Source organism: Porphyrobacter sp. LM 6 (assembly GCF_001720465.1).
Lineage (GTDB): Bacteria > Pseudomonadota > Alphaproteobacteria > Sphingomonadales > Sphingomonadaceae > Erythrobacter.
The window spans coordinates 1,388,374-1,413,158 of the sequence record NZ_CP017113.1; the positions used below are offsets into that span (position 1 = coordinate 1,388,374).

At 66.2% G+C, this 24,785-nt stretch carries 25 protein-coding genes and 2 tRNA genes; 13 read left to right on the forward strand and 14 right to left on the reverse strand.

The annotated features are described in order from the left end of the window. Positions 1-7: 7 nt before the first annotated feature. The 3 genes from BG023_RS06500 to BG023_RS06510 all read right to left on the reverse strand — a co-directional run bounded on the left by BG023_RS06500 (position 8) and on the right by BG023_RS06510 (position 2,297). Positions 8-80, reverse strand: a tRNA-Thr gene (locus tag BG023_RS06500). Between the two features lie 22 nt (positions 81-102). Then, the gene (locus BG023_RS06505; RefSeq protein ID WP_069309736.1) at positions 103-987 is read right to left on the reverse strand and encodes a hypothetical protein; all 885 of its coding nucleotides are present in this window, start codon (positions 985-987) and stop codon (positions 103-105) included. Then, complete coding sequence (locus BG023_RS06510; RefSeq protein ID WP_069309737.1) at positions 984-2,297, reverse strand: replication-associated recombination protein A; 1,314 nt, start codon at positions 2,295-2,297, stop codon at positions 984-986. The genes BG023_RS06505 and BG023_RS06510 overlap by 4 nt, the downstream gene beginning before the upstream one ends. Positions 2,298-2,415: 118 nt before the next feature. Between BG023_RS06510 and BG023_RS06515 the strand changes: the two genes are divergently transcribed. Next, positions 2,416-3,078 carry a PadR family transcriptional regulator gene (locus tag BG023_RS06515; protein ID WP_069309738.1) on the forward strand — a complete coding sequence of 221 codons (663 nt, stop codon included), beginning with the start codon at positions 2,416-2,418 and terminating at the stop codon, positions 3,076-3,078. Positions 3,079-3,156: 78 nt separating this feature from the next. After that, the gene (locus BG023_RS06520; protein ID WP_069309739.1) at positions 3,157-3,594 is read left to right on the forward strand and encodes a hypothetical protein; all 438 of its coding nucleotides are present in this window, start codon (positions 3,157-3,159) and stop codon (positions 3,592-3,594) included. Here BG023_RS06520 and BG023_RS06525 read toward each other — a convergent pair whose 3' ends face one another. Further along, on the reverse strand, positions 3,595-4,764 hold the full coding sequence (locus tag BG023_RS06525) for a glycosyltransferase family 4 protein (RefSeq protein ID WP_069309740.1): 1,170 nt from the start codon (positions 4,762-4,764) through the stop codon (positions 3,595-3,597). It abuts the gene before it with no gap. A 186-nt stretch (positions 4,765-4,950) separates the two neighbouring features. On the opposite strand from BG023_RS06525, the gene BG023_RS06530 reads away from it, so the two are divergent. The 4 genes from BG023_RS06530 (at position 4,951) to BG023_RS06545 (ending at position 9,436) form a co-directional block, all read left to right on the forward strand. Next, positions 4,951-6,129, forward strand: coding sequence for a phosphoserine transaminase (locus tag BG023_RS06530; protein WP_069309741.1), 1,179 nt, complete (start codon positions 4,951-4,953; stop codon positions 6,127-6,129). A gap of 103 nt (positions 6,130-6,232) precedes the next feature. Further along, the gene (serA, locus tag BG023_RS06535; protein WP_069309742.1) at positions 6,233-7,819 is read left to right on the forward strand and encodes a phosphoglycerate dehydrogenase; all 1,587 of its coding nucleotides are present in this window, start codon (positions 6,233-6,235) and stop codon (positions 7,817-7,819) included. A gap of 103 nt (positions 7,820-7,922) precedes the next feature. Further along, positions 7,923-9,050: an ATP phosphoribosyltransferase regulatory subunit gene (locus BG023_RS06540; protein WP_069309743.1), complete on the forward strand. Its 1,128-nt coding sequence runs from the start codon at positions 7,923-7,925 to the stop codon at positions 9,048-9,050. Further along, the gene (locus tag BG023_RS06545; RefSeq protein WP_069309744.1) at positions 9,047-9,436 is read left to right on the forward strand and encodes a RidA family protein; all 390 of its coding nucleotides are present in this window, start codon (positions 9,047-9,049) and stop codon (positions 9,434-9,436) included. Before BG023_RS06540 ends, BG023_RS06545 begins: the two co-directional genes overlap by 4 nt. A 4-nt stretch (positions 9,437-9,440) precedes the next feature. On the opposite strand, the gene BG023_RS06550 is transcribed toward BG023_RS06545, so the two are convergent. Continuing rightward, positions 9,441-10,493 carry an alpha/beta hydrolase gene (locus BG023_RS06550; protein ID WP_069309745.1) on the reverse strand — a complete coding sequence of 351 codons (1,053 nt, stop codon included), beginning with the start codon at positions 10,491-10,493 and terminating at the stop codon, positions 9,441-9,443. A 143-nt stretch (positions 10,494-10,636) separates the two neighbouring features. Between BG023_RS06550 and BG023_RS06555 the strand changes: the two genes are divergently transcribed. The 3 genes from BG023_RS06555 (at position 10,637) to BG023_RS06565 (ending at position 13,594) form a co-directional block, all read left to right on the forward strand. Further along, on the forward strand, positions 10,637-11,926 hold the full coding sequence (locus BG023_RS06555; protein WP_069309746.1) for an adenylosuccinate synthase: 1,290 nt from the start codon (positions 10,637-10,639) through the stop codon (positions 11,924-11,926). Between the two features lie 34 nt (positions 11,927-11,960). Next, entirely contained in the window at positions 11,961-12,515 is a 555-nt protein-coding gene (locus BG023_RS06560) for a L,D-transpeptidase family protein (RefSeq protein WP_069309747.1), read from the forward strand. 68 nt (positions 12,516-12,583) lie between these two features. Further along, on the forward strand, positions 12,584-13,594 hold the full coding sequence (locus BG023_RS06565; protein WP_069309748.1) for a MarR family transcriptional regulator: 1,011 nt from the start codon (positions 12,584-12,586) through the stop codon (positions 13,592-13,594). Here the strand turns inward: BG023_RS06565 and BG023_RS06570 are convergent. From BG023_RS06570 to argH, 4 genes are read right to left on the reverse strand one after another with little or no spacing between them, the layout of a single operon-like run. After that, positions 13,591-14,460 carry a precorrin-2 dehydrogenase/sirohydrochlorin ferrochelatase family protein gene (locus tag BG023_RS06570; RefSeq protein ID WP_069309749.1) on the reverse strand — a complete coding sequence of 290 codons (870 nt, stop codon included), beginning with the start codon at positions 14,458-14,460 and terminating at the stop codon, positions 13,591-13,593. The genes BG023_RS06565 and BG023_RS06570 overlap by 4 nt on opposite strands. A gap of 8 nt (positions 14,461-14,468) precedes the next feature. Beyond that, entirely contained in the window at positions 14,469-15,728 is a 1,260-nt protein-coding gene (gene lysA / locus BG023_RS06575; protein WP_069309750.1) for a diaminopimelate decarboxylase, read from the reverse strand. A gap of 11 nt (positions 15,729-15,739) precedes the next feature. After that, positions 15,740-15,979, reverse strand: a complete 240-nt coding sequence (locus BG023_RS06580; RefSeq protein WP_190315824.1) for a hypothetical protein — start codon at positions 15,977-15,979, stop codon at positions 15,740-15,742. Next, the gene (gene argH, locus BG023_RS06585; RefSeq protein ID WP_069309751.1) at positions 15,976-17,352 is read right to left on the reverse strand and encodes an argininosuccinate lyase; all 1,377 of its coding nucleotides are present in this window, start codon (positions 17,350-17,352) and stop codon (positions 15,976-15,978) included. Before argH ends, BG023_RS06580 begins: the two co-directional genes overlap by 4 nt. A gap of 31 nt (positions 17,353-17,383) precedes the next feature. Between argH and BG023_RS06590 the strand changes: the two genes are divergently transcribed. After that, entirely contained in the window at positions 17,384-17,950 is a 567-nt protein-coding gene (locus BG023_RS06590) for a TlpA family protein disulfide reductase (protein ID WP_069309752.1), read from the forward strand. Positions 17,951-17,968: 18 nt separating this feature from the next. Here BG023_RS06590 and BG023_RS06595 read toward each other — a convergent pair whose 3' ends face one another. Together BG023_RS06595 and BG023_RS06600 are read right to left on the reverse strand one after the other, a co-directional pair. After that, on the reverse strand, positions 17,969-18,721 hold the full coding sequence (locus BG023_RS06595) for an SDR family oxidoreductase (RefSeq protein ID WP_069309753.1): 753 nt from the start codon (positions 18,719-18,721) through the stop codon (positions 17,969-17,971). A 48-nt stretch (positions 18,722-18,769) separates the two neighbouring features. Beyond that, a tRNA-Val gene (locus tag BG023_RS06600) sits at positions 18,770-18,842 on the reverse strand. 88 nt (positions 18,843-18,930) lie between these two features. Between BG023_RS06600 and BG023_RS06605 the strand changes: the two genes are divergently transcribed. Further along, positions 18,931-19,914 (forward strand): asparaginase, encoded by a 984-nt coding sequence (locus BG023_RS06605; protein ID WP_069309754.1) that lies wholly within the window; start codon positions 18,931-18,933, stop codon positions 19,912-19,914. Between the two features lie 734 nt (positions 19,915-20,648). Here the strand turns inward: BG023_RS06605 and BG023_RS06610 are convergent. Genes BG023_RS06610 through fmt form a run of 3 tightly spaced genes read right to left on the reverse strand, consistent with a single transcriptional unit; the run spans position 20,649 to position 23,421 of the window. Further along, positions 20,649-21,761 carry a zinc-binding dehydrogenase gene (locus BG023_RS06610; RefSeq protein ID WP_069309755.1) on the reverse strand — a complete coding sequence of 371 codons (1,113 nt, stop codon included), beginning with the start codon at positions 21,759-21,761 and terminating at the stop codon, positions 20,649-20,651. After that, positions 21,758-22,519: a tRNA pseudouridine(38-40) synthase TruA gene (truA, locus tag BG023_RS06615; protein ID WP_069309756.1), complete on the reverse strand. Its 762-nt coding sequence runs from the start codon at positions 22,517-22,519 to the stop codon at positions 21,758-21,760. The genes BG023_RS06610 and truA overlap by 4 nt, the downstream gene beginning before the upstream one ends. Further along, entirely contained in the window at positions 22,516-23,421 is a 906-nt protein-coding gene (gene fmt, locus BG023_RS06620) for a methionyl-tRNA formyltransferase (protein WP_069309757.1), read from the reverse strand. The genes truA and fmt overlap by 4 nt, the downstream gene beginning before the upstream one ends. Positions 23,422-23,474: 53 nt before the next feature. Here fmt and recR point away from each other — a divergent pair, with 53 nt between their 5' ends. Both recR and BG023_RS06630 read left to right on the forward strand, forming a co-directional pair. Then, positions 23,475-24,071: a recombination mediator RecR gene (gene recR / locus BG023_RS06625; protein ID WP_069309758.1), complete on the forward strand. Its 597-nt coding sequence runs from the start codon at positions 23,475-23,477 to the stop codon at positions 24,069-24,071. Between the two features lie 35 nt (positions 24,072-24,106). Continuing rightward, entirely contained in the window at positions 24,107-24,766 is a 660-nt protein-coding gene (locus tag BG023_RS06630; RefSeq protein WP_069309759.1) for a DUF2306 domain-containing protein, read from the forward strand. The last annotated feature ends 19 nt before the right edge of the window (positions 24,767-24,785 follow it).

Consider the following 24,785-nt stretch of genomic DNA (forward strand, 5'->3'; position numbering starts at 1 on the left):
GGTGCGGTGCCGGCTGTCGGAATCGAACCAACGACCTGATGATTACAAATCAACTGCTCTACCAACTGAGCTAAGCCGGCTGACCGCGGCTGCGCCCTAACCCTAGAGCGCGCCGAAAGTCCAGCCTTCGGTGCGCGCGATGTCGGTCGTAAGCGCGGGCGGGTTCCACAGATCGCGCTCCGTATGCACGCGCCGCAGCCATGCTGCGGTGAGCAGTGCGTCGGAGGAGTGATCGTCAATCGGCCCGCTGCCCGATACCGGCGGCGATCCGAGCAGGTCGAGTGCATCGTTCAGCGCCTCAAAGCTGCGAATCTTTGTCGCCGCGCCCGTCACCCCGCCGAGCCTTGCCGCGACCGAGGTATAGATCTCGGTCACGACCGAGCCTTCCTCCGGCAGCGGATCGACCGGCCATACCGGCACGCGCTGGCCCAAGCGGTGGAGCATCCGCATACCCGTCAGGCTCGACTTGCCCACCTGCGCCGCGCCGACGAGGTTGAAGTTGCTCACCGGACGCACGCCTGCGCTGCGCTGGGCTGTCTCGGCGACGCGGAAGCGGCCTTCGCGACTGGCCGCGCCGGGGAGCAGGAAGCGGTCGCCCTCGATTCCCTTGCCGTGGCGGAAGTAGCGCGAAGCTTGCGGGTGGGTGACGAACCCGCCTGCCTCCAGATGCGGATCATCGGCGCACAGCGCGTCAATCAACGCCCACAGCCCGCGCGCATCGGCGGGCGAGGCATCCCATCCGGGAAAGAAGGCGCCCGCATCGGCGAAGGGCAATCCGATACCAAGATCGAGCCCGACGAGCGTCGGCGCTTCGAGGCCAGCCAGCAACGCCAGCACCTCGGCGCGCGCCCAGCCCTTGGGTTCGGGCGGGGTGAGGAGCACCGGCGCGCCGCCCTCGGCCTTGGCGAGGGCCAAGGCGATCCCCTTCTGCCTCGGTCCCTTCGCGCCGGACCAATCGACTGCGAGGAAATGAGTGAAGCGGCTCACCCCCGCTCCCGTCGCAGCTTGTCCCAGTATTCGAGGCGCTTTTTCACCTCGCGTTCGAATCCGCGTTCGACCGGGGCGTAGAATTGCTCTGCGGCCATGCCTTCGGGCCAGTAATTGTCGCCGGAGAAACCCTCGGTCGCGTCGTGATCATAGGTGTAGCCCGCGCCGTAACCGATGTCCTTCATCAGCTTGGTCGGCGCGTTGAGGATGTTGGTGGGCGGGGCGAGGCTGCCGGTCTCCTTCGCGGCCTTCCATGCGGCCTTCTGCGCCATGTAGACCGCGTTCGATTTGGGGGCGGTGGCGAGGTAGAGGCAGGCCTGCACCAGCGCCAGCTCGCCCTCGGGGCTGCCGAGGAAGCGGTAGGCCTCCATCGCTGCCATGCATTGCGGGAGCGCCTGTGGATCGGCCATGCCGATGTCCTCCACCGCCATCCGCACCAGCCGCCGGGCAAGAAAAAGCGGTTCCTCTCCCGCCACCAGCATCCGCGCGAGCCAATAAAGCGCCGCTTGCGGATCAGAACCGCGTACGGACTTATGGAGCGCGCTGATGAGGTTGTAATGCCCGTCGCGGTCCTTGTCGTAGACAGCGACGCGGCGTTGCAGGAAGCTGCCGAGGCCTGCGGGATCGAGCGGTTCTGTCAGGCCTGCGGCATAGAGTGTTTCGGCCTGACCGAGCAGGAAGCGCCCGTCGCCATCAGCCTGCGCGATCAACGCCGCGCGCGCCTCGGGCGTAACGGGAAGCGGGCCTTCGAGGCCCTCCGCCTTGTCGAGCAGCGCCGCCAGCGCCGTCTCGTCCAGCCGGTTCAGCACCAGCACCTGCGCGCGGCTGAGGAGCGCGGCGTTCAAGGCAAAGCTCGGGTTTTCGGTCGTTGCGCCGATCAGCGTCACCACTCCGCGCTCGACGAAGGGCAGGAAGCCGTCCTGCTGGGCGCGGTTGAAGCGGTGGATTTCGTCCACGAACAGCAGCGTCTTGACCCCCGCCTTGGCCATTTTCTCGGCCTCGGCAAAGGCCTGCTTCAAGTCCGCCACACCCGAAAACACCGCGCTGATCGCGGCGTAGCGCATGCCCACGGCATCGGCGAGCAAGCGGGCAATGCTGGTCTTGCCGGTGCCCGGCGGCCCCCACAGGATCATGCTGGCAAGGCGGCCCGCCGCCACCATCCGCCCGATCGCGCCTTCCGGCCCGGTCAGGTGCTCCTGCCCGACCACCTCGGATAGGCTCTGCGGACGCAGCCGGTCGGCCAGCGGCGCATCGGCGTCCGGCGCGCTCGCACGGGGCAGGGGTGCATCTTGTCCGAACAGATCAGTCATTCATCGGGCGTGATAGGCAAGTCATCGGAAAAGGGAACCGCCAAGCGCTCGACCCCTTGTTACGATAGGTCTAAGATATATCTTGGATGTATCGCAAGTGTTGTGAGGAGGATTGGATATGAGCTGGAACCGGTATGGTCGCGGCGGCGGTTGGGAAAAGCTGGCTGAAGCTATGGCGACGATGGCCATGAACGGGAACGTCAATTTCGGCGGCCCGAACTGGAAGATGCGCGCGCGTTTCGACGATGATTTTCCGCGCGGCCCCGAAGCTGAGGGCGAAGAACGCGGCGGTGAAGGCTTCCGTGGTCGGCGCGGCCGTCGCGGCCGGATGTTCGGCCAGGGCGAACTGCGCCTCGCGCTGCTGGCGCTGATCGCCGAGAACCCCTCGCACGGCTATGAACTGATCAAGGCAATCGAGGAAATGACCGGCGGCGATTACGCCCCCAGCCCGGGTGCGGTCTATCCGACGCTGCAATTGCTCGAAGACGAGGGCTCGATCGAGGAGGCGCAGGCCGAAGGCGCGAAGAAGCCCTTTGCCGCGACCGCGCAGGGTCTCGAAGAGCTTGAAGACCGCAAGGACGAGGTCAAGGAGCTGATGCGCCGCCTCGGTCGTCACGCCGAACGCACCACCACCGTCCGCTCGCATGATGTGTTCCGGGCGATGGGCAACCTCGGCTCGGTGCTCAAGAACCGCGCCAAGGCGGGCAAGCTCGACGAGGCGACCATCAACGAGATCGTCGACATGATCGACGAGATGGCCAAGCGCATCGAGCGGCTGTAACCGCCCCCGATTGCCGCTGACGCCGATGAGGCGTATCCCTTCCCCTTCCGGGTCGCACCGGATGGGGAGGGGAAGCCCATGACGACAATCACCGAAGGCCGGATGCACACGCCGGTCCACCTCTGGCTGGTCGGCATCGCCACGCTGCTGTTCAATGCGATGGGGATCATCAGCTATCTGACCGCCAAGCTCGGCTACATGGCCGAGGCGGGCATGACACCCGATCAGATCGCCTTCATGGAAAGCTATCCGGCCTGGGCCTCGGCGGTCTGGGCGATGGGCGTCTGGGGCGCGTTCGCCGGATCGGTGCTGTTGCTGCTGCGTTCGAAATCGGCGGTGACCGCGATGGTGGTTGCGCTGATCGGCCTGATCGGTGTGACCATAGCCGAGAACGTCGTGCTGGATGTGCCCGCCGATATGGCAACACCGCTCGGGCTCAAGGCCGCGATCTGGATTTCGACGCTGTTCCTGCTGTTCTACACGCGCCGCATGGCGGCAGCCGGAGTGCTGCGCTGATTACTTCGCGCGGTTCCCGACCAGCCTGATGTAGGTCTCGGCGACGACCGCGTTGATCGCCTCCCAGCTGTATTCGCAGGCGCGGGCCTCTCCGGCAGCGCCGTGATCGGCGCGCAGGGCGGCATCGCTGCAATAGGGCGCGAGGGCTTCGGCGAAGGCGGCGGCATCGGTCTGCTTGCTGCCCGAAGGTGCTACCAGCCGGCCGGTAATCCCGTCGGCGACGAGGCTGGCACTGCCGGTCGCTCCGGCGGCCACCACCGGCAGTCCGCTGGCCATTGCTTCGAGCGTGACGTTGCCGAAAGTCTCGGTCACGCTGGGGTTGAAGAACACATCGCCGCTGGCGAGCGCCTGGCCGAGGGCATCGCCGGTCTTGAACCCGGCAAAGATTGCGTCTGGCAGGTTCGCCTCGAACCACGGGCGGGCCGGGCCATCGCCGATCACCAGCACCTTGTGCCGCGCGCCGCGCGTCCGCAGGCGGGCGATGGTTTCGGCAAAGACGTCGAGCCCCTTTTCCATCACCAGCCGGCCAAGGAACACGATCGCGACATCATCGTCGGCCAGCCCGATTTCGCGCCGCCACGCCATGTCGCGGCGCGCGGAGGAAAAGATCGTGCGATCAACACCGCGGCTCCACAGACCGATATCCTCGTGCATGCCCATCGCGCGCAGCTCGTCGATCATCGACTGCGAGGGCGCGACGAGAGCATCGCAGCGGTTGTAGAAGCGCCGCAGCATCGACACGATGAGCGGCTCAAGGAACGCCATGTTGTAATAGCGCGGATAGGTCTCGAACCGGGTGTGGACCGAGGCGAGCACCGGAATGTCGTGCGTCTGCGCCCAGCGCAGCGCCGCATGGGCGGCCGGATCGGGCGAAGAGAGGTGGACGACATTGGGCGCGAAGGCGGCCAGATCGCGCTTCACCTCTGCGCCCAGATGGGTCGGCATCCGGTATTCACCGCGGCCCTTGACCGGCATCGGCACATTGGGAACCCCGACGAGATCGCCGGTCGGCGGGAAGTCCGGATTGGCGACCTTCGGAGAATAGACGCGCACCTTCGCGCCCTTTGAGAGCAGCGAACCGACAAGGCGATTGAGGGCCTGATTGGCCCCGTCGCGGGTGTAGTTGTAGTTGCCGCTGAACAGGGCAATGCGAAGATCGGAGACGTCCATGGAGCGGCCCGTTTAGTAACATTCGTTTCGCTTGGCGAGGGGTCTGGGGGCGCAAACTGATCGTTGCTGCGGGTCAATCGGTCGCATCCGCGATATTTCACGTTGACTCTTTGCCGCGCAACTCTAGTGCCGCCCACGGGCCACGCGGTCCCAACGCCGCGCGAGCTCTCTGCAAGGAGAGAATACATGACTGAGTATGCACGCGGGCTCGCACACGAGCCGACGCTTAAGCCTGAGCGCCCCTTCTTTTCCTCGGGCCCCACGGCAAAATTCCCCGGCTGGTCGCTGGACAAGCTCAAGACAGAATCGCTCGGTCGTTCGCACCGTTCGGCGCTGGGCAAGGCGCGTCTCAAATACGCGATCGATCTGAGCCGCGAACTGCTCGGCATTCCTGACGATTATCTGGTCGGCATCATGCCCGCGTCGGACACCGGCGCGATTGAAGCCGCCATGTGGTCGATGCTCGATCCCGCGCGCCCGGTGACGGTCGCGGCGTGGGAAAGCTTCGGCAATATCTGGATCCAGGACGCGGTGAAGCAGCTCAAGCTGCCGAACCTCCAGGTGCTGACCGCCGATTACGGCGAGATCCCCGATCTCACCACCATTCCCCAGCGCAACGACGTGGTGTTCACCTGGAACGGCACGACTTCGGGCGCGATGATCCCCAACACCGACTGGCTCGAGCCGGGCCGTGAAGGGATCACCATCAACGACGCCACCAGCGCCATCTTCGCGCAGGAAATGGACTGGTCGAAGCTCGATGCCACCACCTATTCGTGGCAGAAGGTGATGGGTTCGGAAGCCCAGCACGGGATGCTGATCCTCAGCCCCAAGGCGGTCGCGCGGATCGAAAGCTACGATCCGGCATGGCCGCTGCCCAAGCTGTTCCGCATGAAGAAGGGCAACAAGATCAACGCCGGCATCTTTGCGGGCGAAACGATCAACACCCCTTCGATGCTGGCCACCGAAGATTACATCGCGGCGCTGGAATGGGCCAAAAGCATCGGCGGGCGCAAGGCGCTGGTCGAGCGTGCCAATGCGAACGCCAAGATCGTCAAGGACTGGATCGAGGCCACCCCGTGGCTGCGCAACATGGTGCCCAACCCGGCCCAGCAGACCAATACCGGCGTCTGCATGGTGTTCCAGGGCGACTGGTACGACAGCCTCTCGGCCGAAGATAAGGCCGCCGTGCCGAAGAAGATCGTCAAGCTGCTCGAAGAGCGCAACGTCGGCTACGACTTCAACGGCTACCGCGATGCGCCGCCGAGCTTGCGCATCTGGTGCGGCTCGACCGTCGAGCAGGAGGACGTGAAGCGTCTGCTGCCGTGGATCGAGTGGGCCTACGAGAAGGTCAAGAACGGCTGATTGCCGCCGCGATGTGCGCTCCTGCGAAAGCAGGAGCCCATTGCCCACGGTCCCCCCCTTTTTCTGGGCTCCTGCTGTTGCAGGAGCGCGCAAGGAATTCCCCATGACGAAGCCCAAAGTTCTCATTTCCGACAAGATGGATCCCAACGCCGCCCGCATTTTCGAAGAGCGTGGCTGCGATGTCGATGTGATCACCGGCGAAACGCCTGAACAGCTGATCGCGCGCATCGGCGAATATGATGGCCTCGCCATCCGCTCCTCGACCAAGGTGACCAAGGCGATCCTCGATGCCGCCACCAACCTCAAGGTCATCGGCCGCGCCGGTATCGGCGTCGATAACGTCGACATCCCCTACGCCTCTTCGAAGGGCGTGGTGGTGATGAACACCCCGTTCGGCAACTCGATCACCACCGCCGAACACGCCATTGCGCTGATGTTCGCGCTCGCCCGCCAGATCCCCGAAGCCAACGCGCAGACCCAGGCCGGCAAGTGGCCCAAGAGCGGGTTCATGGGTGTCGAACTGACCGGCAAGACGCTCGGCCTGATCGGCGCCGGCAACATCGGCTCGATCGTCGCCAGCCGCGCGCTCGGCCTCAAGATGAAGGTGATCGCCTATGATCCCTTCCTCACCGAAGACCGCGCCATCGAACTCGGCATCGAAAAGGTCGATCTCGACACGCTGCTGAGCCGCGCCGATTTCGTTACGCTGCACACCCCGCTGACCGAGGAGACCCGCAACATCCTCAGCCGCGAACGGCTTGAGAATGCCAAGAAGGGCATCCGCATCATCAACTGCGCGCGCGGCGGGTTGATTGACGAGGCGGCGCTCAAGGACTGCCTCGAAAGCGGTCAGGTGGCAGGCGCGGCGCTCGACGTGTTCGAAACCGAACCGCCGGCTGCCGACCACCCGCTGTTCGGTGCGCCGAACTTCATCTGCACCCCGCACCTTGGCGCCTCGACCACCGAAGCGCAGGTCAATGTGGCGCTTCAGGTCGCCGAGCAGCTGGCCGATTACCTCGTCAATGGCGGGGTCACCAACGCGCTCAACGTGCCTTCGCTGTCGGCCGAGGAAGCCCCCAAGCTCAAGCCCTACATGGCGCTCGCCGAAAAGCTCGGCAGCCTTGTCGGCCAGCTCGCACATGGCAACCTCACCAAGATCAGCATCGAGCGCGAAGGCGCGGCGGCTGAACTCAACGGCAAGCCGATCACTGCGGCGGTGCTGGCGGGCTTCATGCGCCGCTATTCGGACACGGTGAACATGGTCAACGCGCCGTTCCTCGCCAAGGAGCGCGGGCTTGATGTCAGCGAAATCCGGCATGACCGCGATGGCCCGTTCAACACGCTGGTGCGCGTGACGGTGGAAACCGCCGCGGGGCCGCGTTCGGTGGCCGGCACGCTGTTCGGTACCGAAGCGCCGCGTCTCGTCGAAATCTTCGGCATCGGGATCGAAGCCGAACTGGCCGGGCACATGCTCTACATCGTCAACGACGACAAGCCGGGGTTCATCGGCCGCATCGGCACGCTGCTGGGCAGCCACGGGATCAACATCGGCACCTTCAACCTCGGCCGCCGCGAAGCGGGCGGGGAAGCGGTGCTGCTGCTGAGCCTCGACGATGCCCTGACCCCCGAAGTCATCGCCGAGGCCGAGAAGGTCGAAGGCGTGAAGATGGTCAAGGCGCTGTCGTTCTGATCGAGATGGCGTCGCCCCGGGCTTGACCCGGGGCCGCTGTCGGGTCAGTCGGGTGCCAGACGATAGCGATCCCGGGTCACGCCCGGGATGACGTGTGAGTGACATGACCAAACCCAACGATCTCCTTCCCGAAGGCCTTGAGGACCGCTTGCCGCTTGAAGCGGCGCGGATCACGGCGGCGATGCGCGCCTGTCTCGATGTGCTGGGTGCGCATGGCTATGACCGGGTGCGCCCGCCGCTGCTCGAGTTCGAAGCCTCGCTGGCCGGCCGGATGGCAGGCGCGGTCACGGGCGAAGGGCGGGCGATGTTCCGCTTTGTCGATCCGGCGTCGTTGCGCACGCTGGCGCTGCGTTCGGACATGACCCCCCAGATCGGGCGGATTGCTGCCACCAGCCTCGCCACCGCGCCGCGTCCGCTGCGGCTCGCCTATTGCGGCGATACGGTGGTGATCAAGGCCAGCCAGCTCGACCCTGCGCGCGAACGGCTGCAACTGGGCGCGGAGTTGATCGGCGCTGATAGCGTTGCGGCGGCAGGCGAGGCGGTGATGCTGGCGATCGAGGCGCTCAAGGCTGCGGGCCTGACCGGCATCTCGGTCGATTTCACGCTCCCCGATCTGGTCGATACGCTGGCAGAGAAAGCCTTCTCGCTTGATCCCGAACAGATCGAGGCGGTGCGGCGCGAGCTGGATACCAAGGATGCGGGCGGGCTGAAGGCGGCGGGCGGCGCGGCCTATCTGCCGTTGCTCTATGCCACCGGGCCGTTCGCGGCGGCACTCGCCGCGCTGCGCGATGTGGATGCGGGCGGGGCGCTCAAATCGCGGCTCGACGGGCTGGAGGCGATCGCAGCGCATATTGGTGATGCGGCGCGCATCACTCTCGACCCGACCGAGCGCCACGGGTTCGAATACCAGTCGTGGTTCGGCTTTACCCTTTATGCCGAAGGCCTTCGCCGTGCGGCGGGGCGGGGCGGCACCTACCGCATCGCGGGCAGTAACGAGCCTGCGACCGGCTTTACGCTTTACCTTGATCGCCTCGCCGATATTGCGCCGCAGCCGGAAGCAAAGCCGTTGATCTGGCTGCCGTTCGGCCATGACCGGACCGCTGCTGCGGCGCTGCGAGCGGGCGGTGCACGCACTCTCTCCCAGCTGGCCGAAGCCGAGGATCCCGCGATGCTGGGCTGCACGCATATCCTCACCGATGGCGGCCCCACAGAGCTAGAGCCGGGCGCGTGACCGACCTGATCAAGCCGATCACTCTGCCCGACGATCCTCTCGCGCCCTATTGCATCGCGCCCGCCTGGCAAGTCGGCGATCTGCTGTTCCTGTCAGGGCAGGCGAGCATCGGCGCGGATGGCAGCATCGTGGGGGAGGGCGATTTCGACGCCCAGCTCGCCCAGACCTTCGCCAATATCGAGACCGTGCTCGCCGCGGCGGGCAGCGACCTGTCGAAGATCGTCAAGGTCACGATTTACCTCACCGACATGGGCAACTTCCCCAAGATCGTCGAGGCGAGGAAGCGCTGGTTCACACCGCCGTATCCGGCCGACACCACGCTGGAAGTGCGCAGCCTCGCGCTCCCCGAGCTCATGGTCGAGATTGACGTGATCGCAGCGGTTTAGGCCGCTAGCCGATGACCTTTTTCAGCCACGCGTCCATCACCGGAGTCGCAGGGTAATCGGGCTCGCCAAGCTTGCGGTTGATCTCCATGTGGCCGCGCAGGCCTTCGCCTTCGAAGCTGCCGACTTCGACCTTGGTGCCCGCGCGCTTCAGGGCTTCGGCGAGCGCCTTGTTCTGCGCCACCCCGTCCTCGCGCTGGACATGGATCAGCAGGAAGGCCGGAGCATTGGGCGCAGCCGCCTGCAAGGTCGGCGAGAGCGCCTTCTGCCGCGCCGGATCGGTGCCGAAGGCCTGCGTATAGGTTTCCAGCATCATCCGCCCTGCGCCTTCGATCTGCTTGGCCACATCATAGGCCGCACCATCATTGGGCATCACCCCGTCGATATCGGCAAAGGAGAGGCCTGCCGCCTTCAGATAGCGCTCGTCCGTCCCCACCAGCGCGACCAGATGTGCGCCAGCCGAATGGCCGGTCAGCACCACGCGGCTGCGGTCGATCCCGAGCGCGTCGGCGCGCTTGAGCAGATAGGCCAGAGCCGCGGCAACATCCGCCGCCTGCTGCTCAACGGTGGCGGAAGGCACCAGCCGGTAATCGATCGAGGCAAAGGCATAGCCCTGCGCCATCATGTGTTCGGGCATGGCGCGGCCCATCGCGTTGTTCTTGGACCCGCGCTTCCAGCCGCCACCGTGGACGAACAGCACCAGCGGCGCGTTCTTCGCGCCCTGCGGCACCCACAGGTCGAGTGCCTGCAAGGTATCGCTGCCATAGCTCATGGTCTGCGGGCGGGCGCCGATTGCAGAACCGGCAGCGCCGCGCCGTCCGCCCTCACCAGTTCCGCGCGCTTCCATGCGTTCGCGAAGAGCGGTGCGGCAGGTTTCGGACAGCTGAGCGGCCTTCTCGCGCAAGCAGCTACGCATCTGCGCGCGGTCCGTGCCGCACAGCTTGATGATCTCCTCGCGGCAGTCGGCGGGCAGGCGTTCGCCCTGGCGCTGGGCCAGAATGGGGCTGGCGAGCAGCGCGGCAGCGCCAGCGGCAATCAGGGCTTTGGAAGCGGTGTTCATGGCAATGTCCTTGTCAGGGTCTCTGCCTCCATAACGCAGCACCGGTCAAAACCCTTCGTTCGTCCTGCGCGCGCCCTTGCCTCAAACGCCCCAAGCGCCTAGGCCCCGCCGCGGTTCTGAGCGCCACCCGGATAAGGATAGACATGGCCAACGTTACCGTGATCGGTGCCCAGTGGGGCGATGAGGGCAAGGGCAAGATCGTCGATTGGCTCGCCAGCCGCGCCGATGTGGTGGTGCGCTTTCAGGGCGGGCATAACGCCGGCCATACGCTCGTGATCGATGGCAAGACCTACAAGCTCTCGCTGCTGCCCTCGGGCATCGTGTCCGGCACGCTTTCGGTGATCGGCAACGGCGTGGTGCTCGATCCCTGGGCGCTGCGGGACGAGGTTGCCAAGGTCGAAGGGCAGGGCGTTTCGATCACCGACGAGAACCTCGCGATTGCCGACAACTGCCCGCTGATCCTGCCGCTGCACCGCGATCTGGATGGCCTGCGCGAAACGGCTGCGGGCAAGGGCAAGATCGGCACCACCGGGCGCGGCATCGGCCCGGCTTACGAGGACAAGGTCGGCCGCCGAGCGATCCGCGTGTGCGACCTTGCCCACCTCGACACGCTGGAGCCGCAGCTCGATCGCCTCTGCGCGCACCACGACGCGCTGCGCGCCGGCTTCGGTCAGCCGCCGGTCGATCGTGCCGCGCTGCTCGAGGAACTGCGCGAGATTGCGCCTTTCGTATTGAAGTTCGCCCAGCCGGTGTGGAAGCGCCTCAAGAAGGTCCGCCGTGCGGGCGCCAAGATCCTGTTCGAAGGCGCGCAGGGCGTGCTGCTCGATGTCGATCACGGCACCTATCCCTTCGTCACCTCGTCGAACACGGTGAGCGGCACGGCGGCTTCGGGCTCCGGCCTCGGCCCCAATTCGACCGGCTTCGTGCTCGGCATCGTCAAGGCCTATACCACCCGCGTCGGCTCCGGCCCGTTCCCCACCGAGCTGGAAGACGAAATCGGCCAGCGCCTCGGCGAGCGCGGGCATGAGTTCGGCACGGTGACGGGCCGCAAGCGCCGCGTCGGCTGGTTCGATGCCGTGCTGGTGCGCCAGTCCTGCGCGATCAGCGGTGTCACCGGCATCGCGCTCACCAAGATCGACGTGCTCGACGGGCTGGAGAAGGTCGCGATCTGCACCGGATACCGCCTGCGCGGGAAGGTCTATGATTACCTCCCCAGTCACGCCGCCGATCAGGCCGAATGCGAGCCGATCTACGAAGAAATGGACGGCTGGCACGAAAGCACGGCCGGTGCGCGCAGCTATGCCGATCTGCCGGCAAACGCGATCAAGTATATCCAGCGCATCCAGGAGCTGATCGAATGCCCCGTCGCGCTGGTTTCGACCTCGCCCGAGCGGGACGACACGATCCTGATGCGCGATCCTTTCGTGGATTGATTGCAAGGCTGCCAAAGGGTTATCCTTGGCGGCAATGAAGCGCCTTGCCCTCCTGCCGCTGCTGGCGTTCGCCGGCTGCGCCAATCCCCCGCCTGAGGTGGCCGAGGGACCGTCCTCCCAGCCGCCACTGGCGCGCGAGGCGGCGCGGATTGTGCCCGAACGGCGCTTCAGTACCGTCGATTACCTCATCGTCGACAAGTCCGAACGGCTGATGATCGCCTATGCGGGCGGCCAGCCGGTCAAGGCCTGGCGCGGCTTGCAATTGGGCGACGCGCCCGAGGGCCACAAGCAGTTTGAAGGTGACGAGCGCACGCCCGAAGGCCGCTATGTGATCGAAGGGCGCAATCCGGGCAGTGCCTATCACCTGAGCCTCAAAGTCTCCTACCCCAACTCCGCCGACCGCGCCTTTGCCGCGCAGTATGGCCGCTCGCCGGGGGGCGATATCTTCCTGCACGGCCAGCCCAACAGCCTGCCCTTCGGCAGGATTCCGGGTGACTGGACTGACGGCTGCATCGCCTTTTCCAACGCCGAGATGGAGGAATTGTGGCGGATCGTGCCGGATGGAACGGTGATTGAAATCAGGCCCTAATACGCAGATTTACTTGACCTGATCCTTTTTTGTTCTACTCTCGTTCCAACATTGTTGGAGTCGAGTCGATGCTGGCCCACCCGTCGAACCAAGCCGATTTTTCCTATGATCTCGCGCGCGATGGCGGTGGCTGCCCCGCGCGGGTGGCGATCTTTGGCGAGGATGCGGGCGCGCGCGCGCAGGCGGCGGCCGATCTGGGCGGGGCGGGTTTCCGCACGATCGATGGCGGGCCGGTGGGCGGGCTGATCGACGGGCCGATTGCGCTGCTCGGCGATGTGGTGATGGTCGATTGCCCGTCGCCCGGCAGCGGCGGCCTTGGGGGAATGACGCTGGCAGGGCTGGCGCGGCTCGACATGCGCGTGGCGCGCGCGGGTGCAAAGCTGATCGTGGCGACCGATCTAGCTGGTCTGGATGATGTCTTTGCGGTGCTCGATCAGTCGAACCCGCAGATCCTCGTCGCGCCCAGCCGCGCCGAACGCGTGATCGCGGTGGGGCGCGTGATGGGTGAGGCGGGCGCGGCGCGGGTGCGCGAAATGGCCGAGGAAGACCGGCTGGCGCTGCTCCGCCTTTCGCAGCAGGTTGAAGCCATCGCCCATTCGCTCGACCGGATGACGAAAGCGCCGCAGCCTGCCGCAGGTCCCCGCGCGCTTGGGGAGAGCAAACCGGATTACCACACCGCGCGTTCCGGCATCGGCTGGGGTGCCGACCTTGCGGGCGATGCGCGTCCGCGCCTGCCCGCACCGCAGCAGGTGCGCCAGCTGATCGTCAACCGCCAGGCGCGCGCGCGGTTCTTCGATGCCGAACTGTTCGGCGATCCGGCGTGGGATATGCTCCTCGATCTGACCGCCGCGCACGGCGAAGGCGCGCGGGTGTCGGTCACTTCGCTGTGCATCGCGGCAGGCGTTCCGGCGACCACGGCGCTGCGCTGGCTCACCCAGATGGTCGAAAGCGGGATCTTCCTGCGCGTGCCCGATCCGGCCGACCGCCGCCGCGCCTTCATTGCGCTGAGCGACAAGGCGATGGCGGCAATGGCGGGCTATTTTGCGAGCCTGCGGACCCCGGTCGAGCTCGCGGCCTAGCGGACTTCGGACGGGTTTGCGGGCCGCCAGCGCAGGATCAGGCTCAACCCCGCATCAGGTGCGGTCTTGGCCCCTTCCAGACCCCCTCCAGACCCCTCCTTGACCCCTGCTAGACCCCCGCTTGACCCCGTCCAGACCCGCCGTTCAGCGTCCGCCCGTGCCCTACTGAGGAGTGCCGAAGGCACCGCGCCATCGAGCCACAGGACATCCGCCTCACCCAGCAGTCGGGCCTGTCGCAGGGTTAACTCGTCAGGGTCTTCACTGGTCAGGACAAGCTCGATAACAGCGCCTTGGGTGGGGGGCATCTCGCCCCCAATCCACGCATCAACGCGTTGAAAAGCATCGGAATCAAGTGGATCGAGCGCGCCGCCTTCGCGCAGCGCCGCGTCGACCGCGCGCCGCCGGTCAGCCCCGTCGGGAAAGCGCGCGCGCAGGGCAGGGCGCACCGCTTCGAGCGCCTTTGCAAGCAGCCCCAGCGAATCCGGCAACACCCGCTCCAGCCGCAGCCGCACATGCTTCGCCAGGCCCGCCGACGCCCCACCCGTCCCGATCGCGATCAGCAGAGGATCGCGGTCAAGGATGGAAGGTGTTGTAAAATCGCATAATTCTGGCCGGTCAACGACATTGACCAGCATTCCCGCACAGCGCGCATTGATCGCCGCCACTTCGCAGGCCTGCGCATCATCATAGGCGATGAAGGCCAGCCGCACGCCTTCATCCACCGCGCGGGCGAGGTCATCCACCACCACGCCCCCCGCGCGCTTGACCAGTCGCCGCTTGGGTTCTGCCGCGGGGCCATCGCCCAGCACCAACACCTTCTGCCCGGCAATCCGGTGGAACAGTGGCAGGCTGGCGATGGTGCTCATGGCGCGGGTTACGCCAGCCAGTCCGGAACGCGTTCGGCGTCCATGATCGCGCCCGCCTCGATCCGGTCAGCCACCACCGCGAACTTGTCGCCATTGACCAGCACTTCGGCCACGAAACCGCGCGAATTGTAGGACGAGGCCATTGTCGCACCATAGGCGCCCGCAGTGCGGAACACGGCGAGATCGCCCGCTTCCAAGGCGTCGCATTCGCGGCCCATCGCGAAGGTATCGCCGGTTTCGCAGATCGGGCCGACGATGTTCGCGGTCATCTGCGCACCGCCCGGGTTTACCGCTTCGAAGTGGTGATAGGCGCCGTAAAGCGCCGGCCGGGCGAGATCGTTCATCGCCGCGTCCACGATCACGAAGGGATCGTTGATGCCGCGCTTCACCCGCACGACGCGGGTCAGCAGCACCCCGGCATTGCCCGCGATCACGCGACCGGGCTCAAAGATCAGCTTCACGCCCCAGTCCTTCGTCACCCGCGCAACCATAGCGCCATATTCGGCCGGCGCGGGCAGCACCTCGCCGACGCGATAGGGCACGCCCAATCCGCCTCCGAGATCGACATGGGTGATGGTGTGGCCTGCACCCCGCAAGGCAGCGACCAAAGCACCAAGCTTTTCGAAGGCAGCTTCAAGCGGCGCGAGATCGGCAAGCTGGCTGCCGATATGCACCGCCACACCGCGCAGGTTGACGCCCGGCAGACCCGCCAGCTTGCCGAAGATCTGGCCTGCCTCGCTGATCGGCACGCCGAACTTGTTGTCGGCCTTGCCGGTGGAAATCTTGTCGTGCGTGCCGGCATCGACATCGGGATTGATCCGCAGCGTGCACTGGGCGGTCATGCCCTTGGCCGCGGCGATTTCTGCCAGCTCGACGCCTTCTTCCTCGCTCTCGATATTGAACTGGCCGATCCCGGCATCAAGCGCGGCGATCATCTCGGCGGCCGTCTTGCCCACGCCCGAGAAGACGATCATCTCCGGCGCAATTCCGGCCGCCAGCGCGCGCCGCATCTCGCCCACCGAGACCACGTCAGCGCCCATGCCCTGCCGTTGCAGCACCTTGAGCACAGCGAGGTTGGGATTGGACTTCACCGCGAAGGCGATCAGCTTGTCGGGCACGCCCTCCAGCGCGGCGCGGAACACCTGCGCGTGGCGTTCCAGCGTTGCGCGCGAATAGACATAGACGGGGGTGCCGACCTCTTCGGCAATGCGCGGCAGCGGGACGTCTTCGGCGTGCATCACGCCGTCACGATAGGCAAAATGGTCCATTGGTATCGCTTCTATTCGGGCGGCAGATCGAAGGGATCGTCCTGGCGTTCTTCTGACCGGCGGCGCAGTTCGACGCTGCGTTCGGGTGCGGCGAGGGCATCGCGGCGGAGGAGTTCATCGGCGGTCGGCTCGCTCTGCGCGCCATAGGGCGCGGTCGGCATGCTGGCGCCTGCGGGCGGTTTCAGCGGCGCGCTGGCACCGCATCCGGCAAGGACAAGCGCACCGGCTAGGGCAATCGCAATCCGCATCATTCCTCCATCCCCAGCATCCGGGCCGCATGGGCGACTTGCAAACGGACCTGATCGGGCGCGGTTCCGCCAAGCGATGTGCGCGCCGCAACCGAGGCATCAACCGACAGCGCAGCATAGACGCTTTCGTCGATCCGCGCATCAATCGCCTGCAGATCGGCAAGCGGCAGGGCATCGAGCGCGACGCCCCGGCTTTCGGCGAGCTTTACCGCGCTGCCCGTGATGTGGTGGGCTTCGCGGAACGGGATCCCGCGCACCCGCACCAGCCAGTCGGCAAGGTCAGTCGCTGTGGCATAGCCAAGCTCGGCCGCTGCCCGCATCCGCGCGGTGTTGAAGGTCGCGTCGGCGATCATTCCGGTCATTGCCGCGATGCTCAGCGCCATCAGGCCGGCGGCTTCGAAGACCGGCGGCTTGTCGTCCTGCATGTCCTTGGAATAGGCGAGCGGCAGGCCCTTCATCGTGATCATCAGACTGGTGAGCGCGCCGATAACCCGACCCGAATGGCCGCGCACCAATTCGGCGGCATCGGGGTTCTTCTTCTGCGGCATGATCGACGAGCCGGTCGAGAGGCTGTCGGGCAGGCGGATGAAGCCGAAGGGCTGGCTCGCCCACAAGATCAGCTCTTCGGCGAGGCGCGAGAGGTGCAGCGCGGTGCCGGAGCAGACGTAGAGGAAATCGAGTGCGAAGTCGCGGTCGGACACGGCATCGAGCGAGTTGGCGGTGGGCGCATCGAACCCTAGCGCGCTGGCTGTTGCCGTGCGGTCGATCGGGAAGCCGGTGCCCGCCAGCGCGGCCGAGCCCAGCGGACATTCGTTCATCCGCGCCCGCGCATCGGTGAGGCGCGAACGGTCGCGCCGGAACATCTCGTAATAGGCCATCAGGTGGTGGCCGAGGGTCACGGGTTGCGCGGTCTGGAGATGGGTGAAGCCGGGCATGATGCTGTCGGCGTGCTCGGCCGCGCGGCTTACCAGCGCACGTTGCAAGCCGGCGAGCCCTTCGTCCATCGCGTCGATGGTATCGCGCACCCACAGGCGGAAATCGGTCGCCACCTGATCGTTGCGACTGCGCGCGGTGTGCAGGCGGCCCGCGACCGGCCCGATCAGTTCGGCCAGCCTGCCTTCCGTCGTCATATGGATGTCTTCGCGGTCCCAGTCTTCGGGCACGCCGTTGCGTTCGTATTCGGCGGCAACCAGATCGAGCCCGGCACTGATCGTGGCCGCATCATCGGCGGCGATGATGCCCTGCGCGCCGAGCATCGCCACATGAGCCTTGCTCGCGGCGATATCCTGCCGCCACAGCGCCTTGTCGAACGGGATCGAGGCGTTGATTTCACGCATGATCGCGCTAGGGCCATCGGCGAAGCGCCCGCCCCACATCGCGTTGGTGCTGTTATTCCCGGAGCCTGTCATGTCCCGCTTGTCGCTCATCCTTGCACTGCCGCTCCTGATCCTCGCCGGATGCGATAGGGCCGCCGACGCGCCAGCGCAACCGGGCGAGGCAGCCGAAGGAAGCAAGACGCCGGCGGGCGTGGTGGAGCGCAAGTTCGCCGGCACGCCGCTGCCCGCGCTGCAGTTGCGCGATCCGGCCGGCAAGGTGCTCGATCTGGGTGCGCAGGACGGGCCGGTGCTGGTCAACCTGTGGGCCACCTGGTGCGGGCCGTGCGTGATCGAGATGCCGCAGCTCGACAGGCTGGCGGGCGAGCTTGAGGGCGAGGTGCGGGTCATCACCATCAGTCAGGATCTGACCGGGGCCGACGCGGTGACGCCGTTCTTTGCCGAGAAGGGCTTCGCACGTCTCGAGCCTTGGCTTGATCCCGACACGCAGATGTCCGCGCAGTTCTCGCCCGAAGGCGTGCTGCCGCTGACAATCCTGTTCGATGCGACCGGCAAGGAAGTGCTGCGCGTGGCGGGTGGTTATGAGTGGGATAGCCCCGAAGCCATCGCCATGATCCGCGAAAGTCTCGCTTCAAAGTGAGCCGCGCGGCGCGGCGCGTCAGAGCGTCGCGGTCTGCCCGCCGTCGACCTTGATGGCGCAGCCGGTGATGAAGCCCGCGCGCGACGAGGCGAGGAAGGCGGCCATGTCACCGAACTCCTCGGGCCGGCCTAATCGCCCGGCAGGGATCGCTGCGATCGAGCGGGCGGTAACCTGTTCCGCCGCCATCCCGCTACCGGCAGCCATCGCGGCGTGCAGGCTGGTGAGGCGGTCCGTGGCGATCTGGCCGGGCAGCAGCAGGTTCACCGTGACCCCGTCAGCCGCGACTTCGGCGGCGAGGGTCTTGCACCACGATGCCAGCATCGCGCGCACCGCGTTGGAGAGCACGAGGCCGGGGATCGGGGTAATCAGACTGGTCGAGGCCACCGCAAGGATCCGTCCGAACCCGCGCGCCCGCATTTCGGGCAGGAACGCCTGCACCAGCGTCAGCTGGGAATTGAACATCCGGCCCATCACCGCGGAAAAATCAGCCGGCGTGGTGGTCGCCGCAGGCCCCGTCGGCGGGCCGCCGCTGTTGAGTACAAGGATATCGGGCGCAAGGCCCAGCTCGCGAACTGCGGCGATAATGACGTCGGGCGCGGCCGGATCATCGAGATCGGCGGTGATGTGGCGCAGTTGCGGCGTGGTGCTGGCCGAACGCGCGACGGTGATAACCTCGGCGCCCTCGGCCGCCAGCGCCTCGGCAATGGCCCGTCCGAGGCCCTTGCTCGCGCCGAGCACTAGAGCGGATTTTCCCTGAAGCTGGAGATCCATCGGCTGTCCCCTCGCGCGGCGCTCCGGTCTGTCCGGAGGCTCGCGCCGTGGGCGGTAACGGGCTCGAACCGCTGACCCTCTCGGTGTAAACGAGATGCTCTACCAACTGAGCTAACCGCCCCACGGCGTGGGAGCGCTCTCTAGCGCCTCGCCGCGCAAATGCAATTGTCCTGTGGCGCTCCGAGCGGCGGGTGGGTAGGGCATGCGGCATGACACATCCGCGCATTCTGGTTCTGGGTACCGGCGGCACGATTGCAGGCGCGGGCGCGCATGCGACGGGTGCTGCCTATCGCCCGGGAGGGTTGGGGCTGGAGGTGTTGATCGCGCACCTCGATGCCCTCGGCCTCGCTGCCGAACTGGTGCCCGAGGATATTGCGCGCATCGGATCGCAGGATATCGGCTGGGCCGAATGGCAGGTGCTGCACGCCGCCTGCACCCGCGCGCTGGCCGATCCGGCGATCACCGGGGTGATCATCACCCACGGCACCGATACGGCCGAGGAAACCGGTTTCCTGCTCGATCTGACCTTGCCGACCACCAAGCCCATCGTGCTGGTCGGCGCGATGCGGCCTGCGGACGCGGTGGGCGCGGACGGGATGCGCAACTTCGTCAACGCCGTGAAGGTGGTGGGCGATCCGGCGGCAGCCGGGCGAGGCGTGATGCTGGTGATGGGCGATGCCGTGCTCGCCGCCCGCGATGCCCGCAAGGCGGCGACCGCGCAGATCGATGCCTTCCGCAGCTTCCCGCGCGGACCGCTGGCGCGGGTCACGCCGTCGAGCCTCGACTGGTTCGGCCCGCCGCACCGCGCAGGCGAAGCGGCACGCTACGCCTTCCCGGCGGAGCTGCCGCGCGTGGGGATCCTCACGGCAGGCGCGGGGATGGACGAAAAGCCCGTGGCAGCTCTGCTCGGCATCGGGTGTGTGGGGCTCGTGCTGGCCGGCATGGGGCAGGGCAATGCACCCGCCCGCGTCATCAAGACGCTCGCCCGCGCCGCAGCGAACGGCGTGCCAGTCGTCCGCTCGACCCGCGTCGACGAGGGGCTCGTCGACCGCAATGTCGAGGTGGATGACGACGGTCTGGGGCTGGTGGCGGCCAGGGCGCTCGGCCCGGCCAAGGCGCGAGTGTTGCTGATGGTGCTGATTGCGAACGGGGTTACGGACGCGGCGGCGGTGCAGGCGGCGTTTGATGGGTGAGGGCGGGTTTTTGCTCTGTCGCAACAAAAGCTGACGTTCGGGAAGCGACCCCATTGCTGACATTTGCCAATTGGGGCATTTCTCAAGGACATGTTGCGAGTCTCACTTTTAACGCTGTGCATCGTTTCACTGACTGGCTGCTCATATTCTTACGACGTGCAAGCGAAGTGGTCAGACGGACGCTTGATATTCGAGGCTAATCCGCAATGGGGTGCCGACTGTGTTCGCTCTGTAGAGGTGAGAGCGGAAGAAGATGACATGGCAACAGTCTGGGAACAGACGATCTCTTACGACGACAGCTGCGAGAACGAATTTCCAATAGTTTATGGGCAGCCTCTTCGGGGCCAACCCTATGGCTACGATAAAGCTGGCGTTCCCGATCCGATGATCGGCACTCCCGCTGTTTCGATTACTGCGAAAAAGCTGCGAACCGGGATTACCTACACCGTATCAACGATGACTGGAGCGACTGGCTATGGTTGCGGCCAATTTCGCATTGGTCTCGACGGGCGACTAGAGAACATAGGCTGTCGGTAGCGTCCGTTTTCCACCCAACTCCCGCCATTCGCGCCCTACTTCTCGAACGCTGAAAGCGGCCATCCGCTTATGTTCGAGATACCGCCCGACCCGTCGCCCCGTGCTTGACACGGGACTCGGCTACTTTCCTTCAGACACTGCGAAAAGAAGCCCAACCCAGTGTCAAGCACGGATGACGGGTTGTGGCTTATCGGGCCTCACCCCCAGGGCGTGACCAGATATTTCTCGCCGGTCTTCATCTGGCGGTAGTCGAGGAGGTTGTCCTTCTCCAGCATCCCTTCCAGCGTCACCTTGGCCTTGTAATGCGAGGCGAAGGTGGTGGTGAGGTTGACTTGCACGCGCTGGCGCATCCGTACGACGGTTTCCATTCCCGCGCGCTGGAGGAACGGGGTGAGCAGCCATCCGGCGATGCTCCACTGCAGGCCGTAAGACGGCGTCAGGATCGTCGGTGACAGGTCGAGCCGGCCGTAGATGTACATCTTCTTCTGCTGGTTCGAGCCATAGCGCGAGAATTCGCCCATCTGGCTCGCAGCGACCTGCTCCATCGCCTTGAGCACCCCGTCCGAGGCTTGTCCCCCGCCAATCGGATCGAAGCCCAAGAAAGCGCCGGTTTCGGCAATCGCGGCGCGCAGATCGGCCATGTAGGTCGGGGCCGAGCTATCGACGACATAGGTCGCGCCCTGCGCCTTGAGCATGGCGACATGCTCGGGCTTGCGGACGATGTTCACCAGCTTCATGCCGTCCTCGATGCAGATGCGGTTGAGCATCTGGCCGAGGTTCGAGGCAGCGGCGAGGTGGACGATGGCCGAGTGGCCCTCCATCTTCGCGGTCTCGACAAAGCCGAGCGCGGTCATCGGATTGACGAAGCTCGATGCGCCCACTTCCGAGGAATGATCGCCCAGCGGCAGGCACATCATCGCATCGGCAATGGCATACTGGCTGAAGGCATTGCCCGGCACGCACGCGACGCGCTGGCCGATCAGCGCCTGCGCCATGTCGCTCTCGCCCGCCGCGATAACGGTGCCCGCGCCCTCGTTGCCGGCAGGCAGGCGCTGGCCGTGGCGGCCCTTGTTACCGGTGAGGAAGGGCTCGGGCATCACCGCGACGACCTTGCCGGGGGTGTATTCGGCGTTTTCGAAATCGGCGGCGCTGGTGAGGATCGCGAGATCGCTGGGGTTGATCGGCGCGCCTTCCATCTTGACCAGCACCTGATTGCCGGTGGGCGCGGGGAACTGGCTTGTCGCCACCTCCAGCGTCAGCTTGCCGTCGGCGGTGAGGGTGGTGAAGAGCTGCTTTCCGGTGGTGGTCATTGTTTTTCCTCTCGCGAATCCGGGTAGGTTGCCTCGACGAAGTAGAGGCCGTGAGGGGGCGCGTTAAGCCCCAAAGCGTTGCGGTCGCGCGCTTCAAGCGCTTCGGCGATGCGGGTTTCGGGCCAGGTGCCTGCGCCCACGAGCTTGAGGCAGCCCACCATCGAGCGCACCTGATGGTGCAGGAAGCTGCGCGCGGCGGCGTGGATGTGGATTTCCTCACCCACACGCTCCACGTCGAGCAGATCGAGCGACTTCACCGGATCGGCAGCCTGACAATGGACCGAGCGGAAGGTGGTGAAATCGTGTCTTCCCACCAGCGCCTGCGCGGCGCGGTGCATCGCTGCGGCGTCGAGCGGCTGGGGCACATGCCACGCGCGGTCACGCGTCAGGGTGAGCGGCGCGCGGCGGTTGGCGATGCGGTAGAGATAGCGCCGCCCGGTGCAGGAAAAGCGCGCGTGCCAATCCTCCGCCACCACCTCGCAGGCGGTGACCGCGATGGGATCGGGGCGAAGCTGGGCATTAAGCGCTGCCGCGAGCCGGAACGGATCGAAGGGCTTCTCGATATCGACATGGCTGCGCATCGCCAGCGCGTGGACGCCCGCATCGGTGCGCCCTGCCGAATGCATGACCACGTTCTCGCCGGTAATCCGCTGAAGCGCATCCTCGACCGATTGCTGCACGCTCGGCCCGTGGCTCTGGCGTTGCAGCCCGAAGAACGGCGTGCCGTCGAATTCGAGGGTGAGCGCGAAACGGGTCACGCGAGATGCGTCCCCGCAGCCACGGGCCGTCCGCGCAGGAACTCAGGCCGTTCGAGCGCCGGCTTGCCCGCGCGCTGGAGCTTGAGGGGCCGGATCGCGCCGCTCCCGCAGGCGATGGTCAGATCATCGTCCAGCACCGTGCCGGACGCCCCTTGTGCATCCACCGCCTCAGCCAGCAGCAGCTTGACCCGCTCGCCTTCGAGTTCGAACCATGTGCCGGGGAAGGGGGCGAGGCCGCGCACGAGCCGCTCGATCACATCGGCGGCTTCGCTCCAGTCGATTTTGGCCTCGGCCTTGTCGATCTTCGGCGCGTAGATTGCCGCCGCATCGTCCTGCACTTGCGGAGGGAAGGCAGGAAGATCGGCCAGCACCTCCACCATCGCCGCCGCGCCGACGGCGCCGAGTTCGACGAACAGCTCGCCGGTTGTCTTGCGCGCGACCGGAACAGTGACCTTGTGCAGCATCGGACCGGTATCGAGTCCGGCTTCCATCTGCATGATCGTGACGCCCGTCTCGGCATCGCCCGCCATCACCGCCCGGTGGATCGGCGCCGCCCCGCGCCACCGGGGGAGCAACGAGGCGTGGATATTGAGGCAGCCATGCTTGGGCGCATCGAGCACCGGCTGCGGCAGGATCAGCCCGTAGGCGGCAACTACCGCGACATCGGCATCAAGCGCCGCGAACTCGGCCTGCGCCTCGGCATTCCGCAGCGACACGGGCGAACGCACTGGCACCCCCAGCCGCTCGGCCTCGAGCGCTACGGGTGAGGGGCTCAGCTTCTTCCCCCGCCCCGCCGGACGCGGCGGCTGGGTGTAGGCGCACACGATCTCGTGTCCCGCATCATGCAATGCCGTCAGCGCCGGCACCGCGAATTCGGGCGTTCCCATGAAGATGATGCGCATAAGGTTTGCCCGAAGCCTTTGTGAAGCGAGCCGCAGGCCCTATCTCCCCCGCTATGGCATCGCAAGAGATCGAAGCCCTCAGCTCTGCGCTCGCCCGTCTGCCGGGCCTGGGGCCGCGTTCGGCGCGGAGGGCGGTGCTGTGGCTGGTCAAGCATCGCGAAAGCGCGCTGCCCGCGCTGCTCGAAGCGCTGGCTGCGGTCTCCGAAACGCTGGTCGAATGCCAGACCTGCGGCAATGTCGACACGCGCGACCCGTGCGGCATCTGCGCCGATCCGCGCCGCGATGCGCGCAGCTTGTGCGTGGTTGAGGAAGTCTCGGACGTCTGGGCGCTCGACCGCGCGCGGCTATTCCCCGGGCGCTACCACGTGCTCGGCGGGCGGCTGTCGGCGCTCGACGGGGTGGGGCCGGAGAACCTCAACATCGCCAGCCTGCTTGCACGCGTCGAAGCGGGCGGGGTCGACGAGGTGGTGCTCGCCATGAACGCGACGCTCGAAGGCCAGACCACCGCGCACTACCTCGCGGAGCGGCTGGAAGCCTTCCCCCTGCGCGTCACCCAGCTTGCCCATGGTCTGCCCGTCGGCGGCGAGCTCGATTACCTCGACGAAGGCACGCTGGCGCAGGCCTTGCGCGCGCGGCGACCGGTGGGGTAGTTTGCTCCCGCGTCGGGACGGGGGGATTGTCGGCAATGGCGACACAGGCAAATGCTCAGGCAAGGCACCGGGTCCACCCGGTCTGGTATGCGTTCTGGGCGGGCTTTGTGGTTGCCAGCCTATATTTTCTCGGACAGTCGATTGTCGCCCTGCCTGAGCCGGAAATGCAGCCCGGATCAACCCTCTGGAACCACACCGTCTGGTATCTCGCCCACGCGGTTGTGGCCCTACCGATACTGGTCATCGCGCCGTTCCAGTTCGTGCCGGGGTTGCGGCAAAACCGCCCGCAGCTGCATCGCTGGCTCGGCCGCGTGTTTCTGGCCAACTGCATGGTGGCAGCCATCCTTGGCATCTATCTTGGCAGCACCATACAGTGGCCCGGATCGCGCATCCCGCTATCGATCCTTGGGGCGCTGTGGTTCCTGTTCGCGGCGATCGCATGGCAGGCCGCCCGCCGTCGCGATTTTGCCAATCACCGCCGCTTCGCCATCCGCGCCTTCGCGCTCGGTGGTGCCTTCGTGTGGGTGCGGCTGATCAATCAGGCGCAAAGCGATCTGCTGGGTTTCATTCCAATCGAGGACACGCAGGAGACGACCAAGGAGTGGTTGACTTTGACCCTCCCGATCATCGTGACGGAACTTTGGCTGGGATGGGGGCCGGTGGCGCGCAAGCTGTTTGCCCGCGCCCCGCGTTGATATTCGCGCGTCCCTCGCC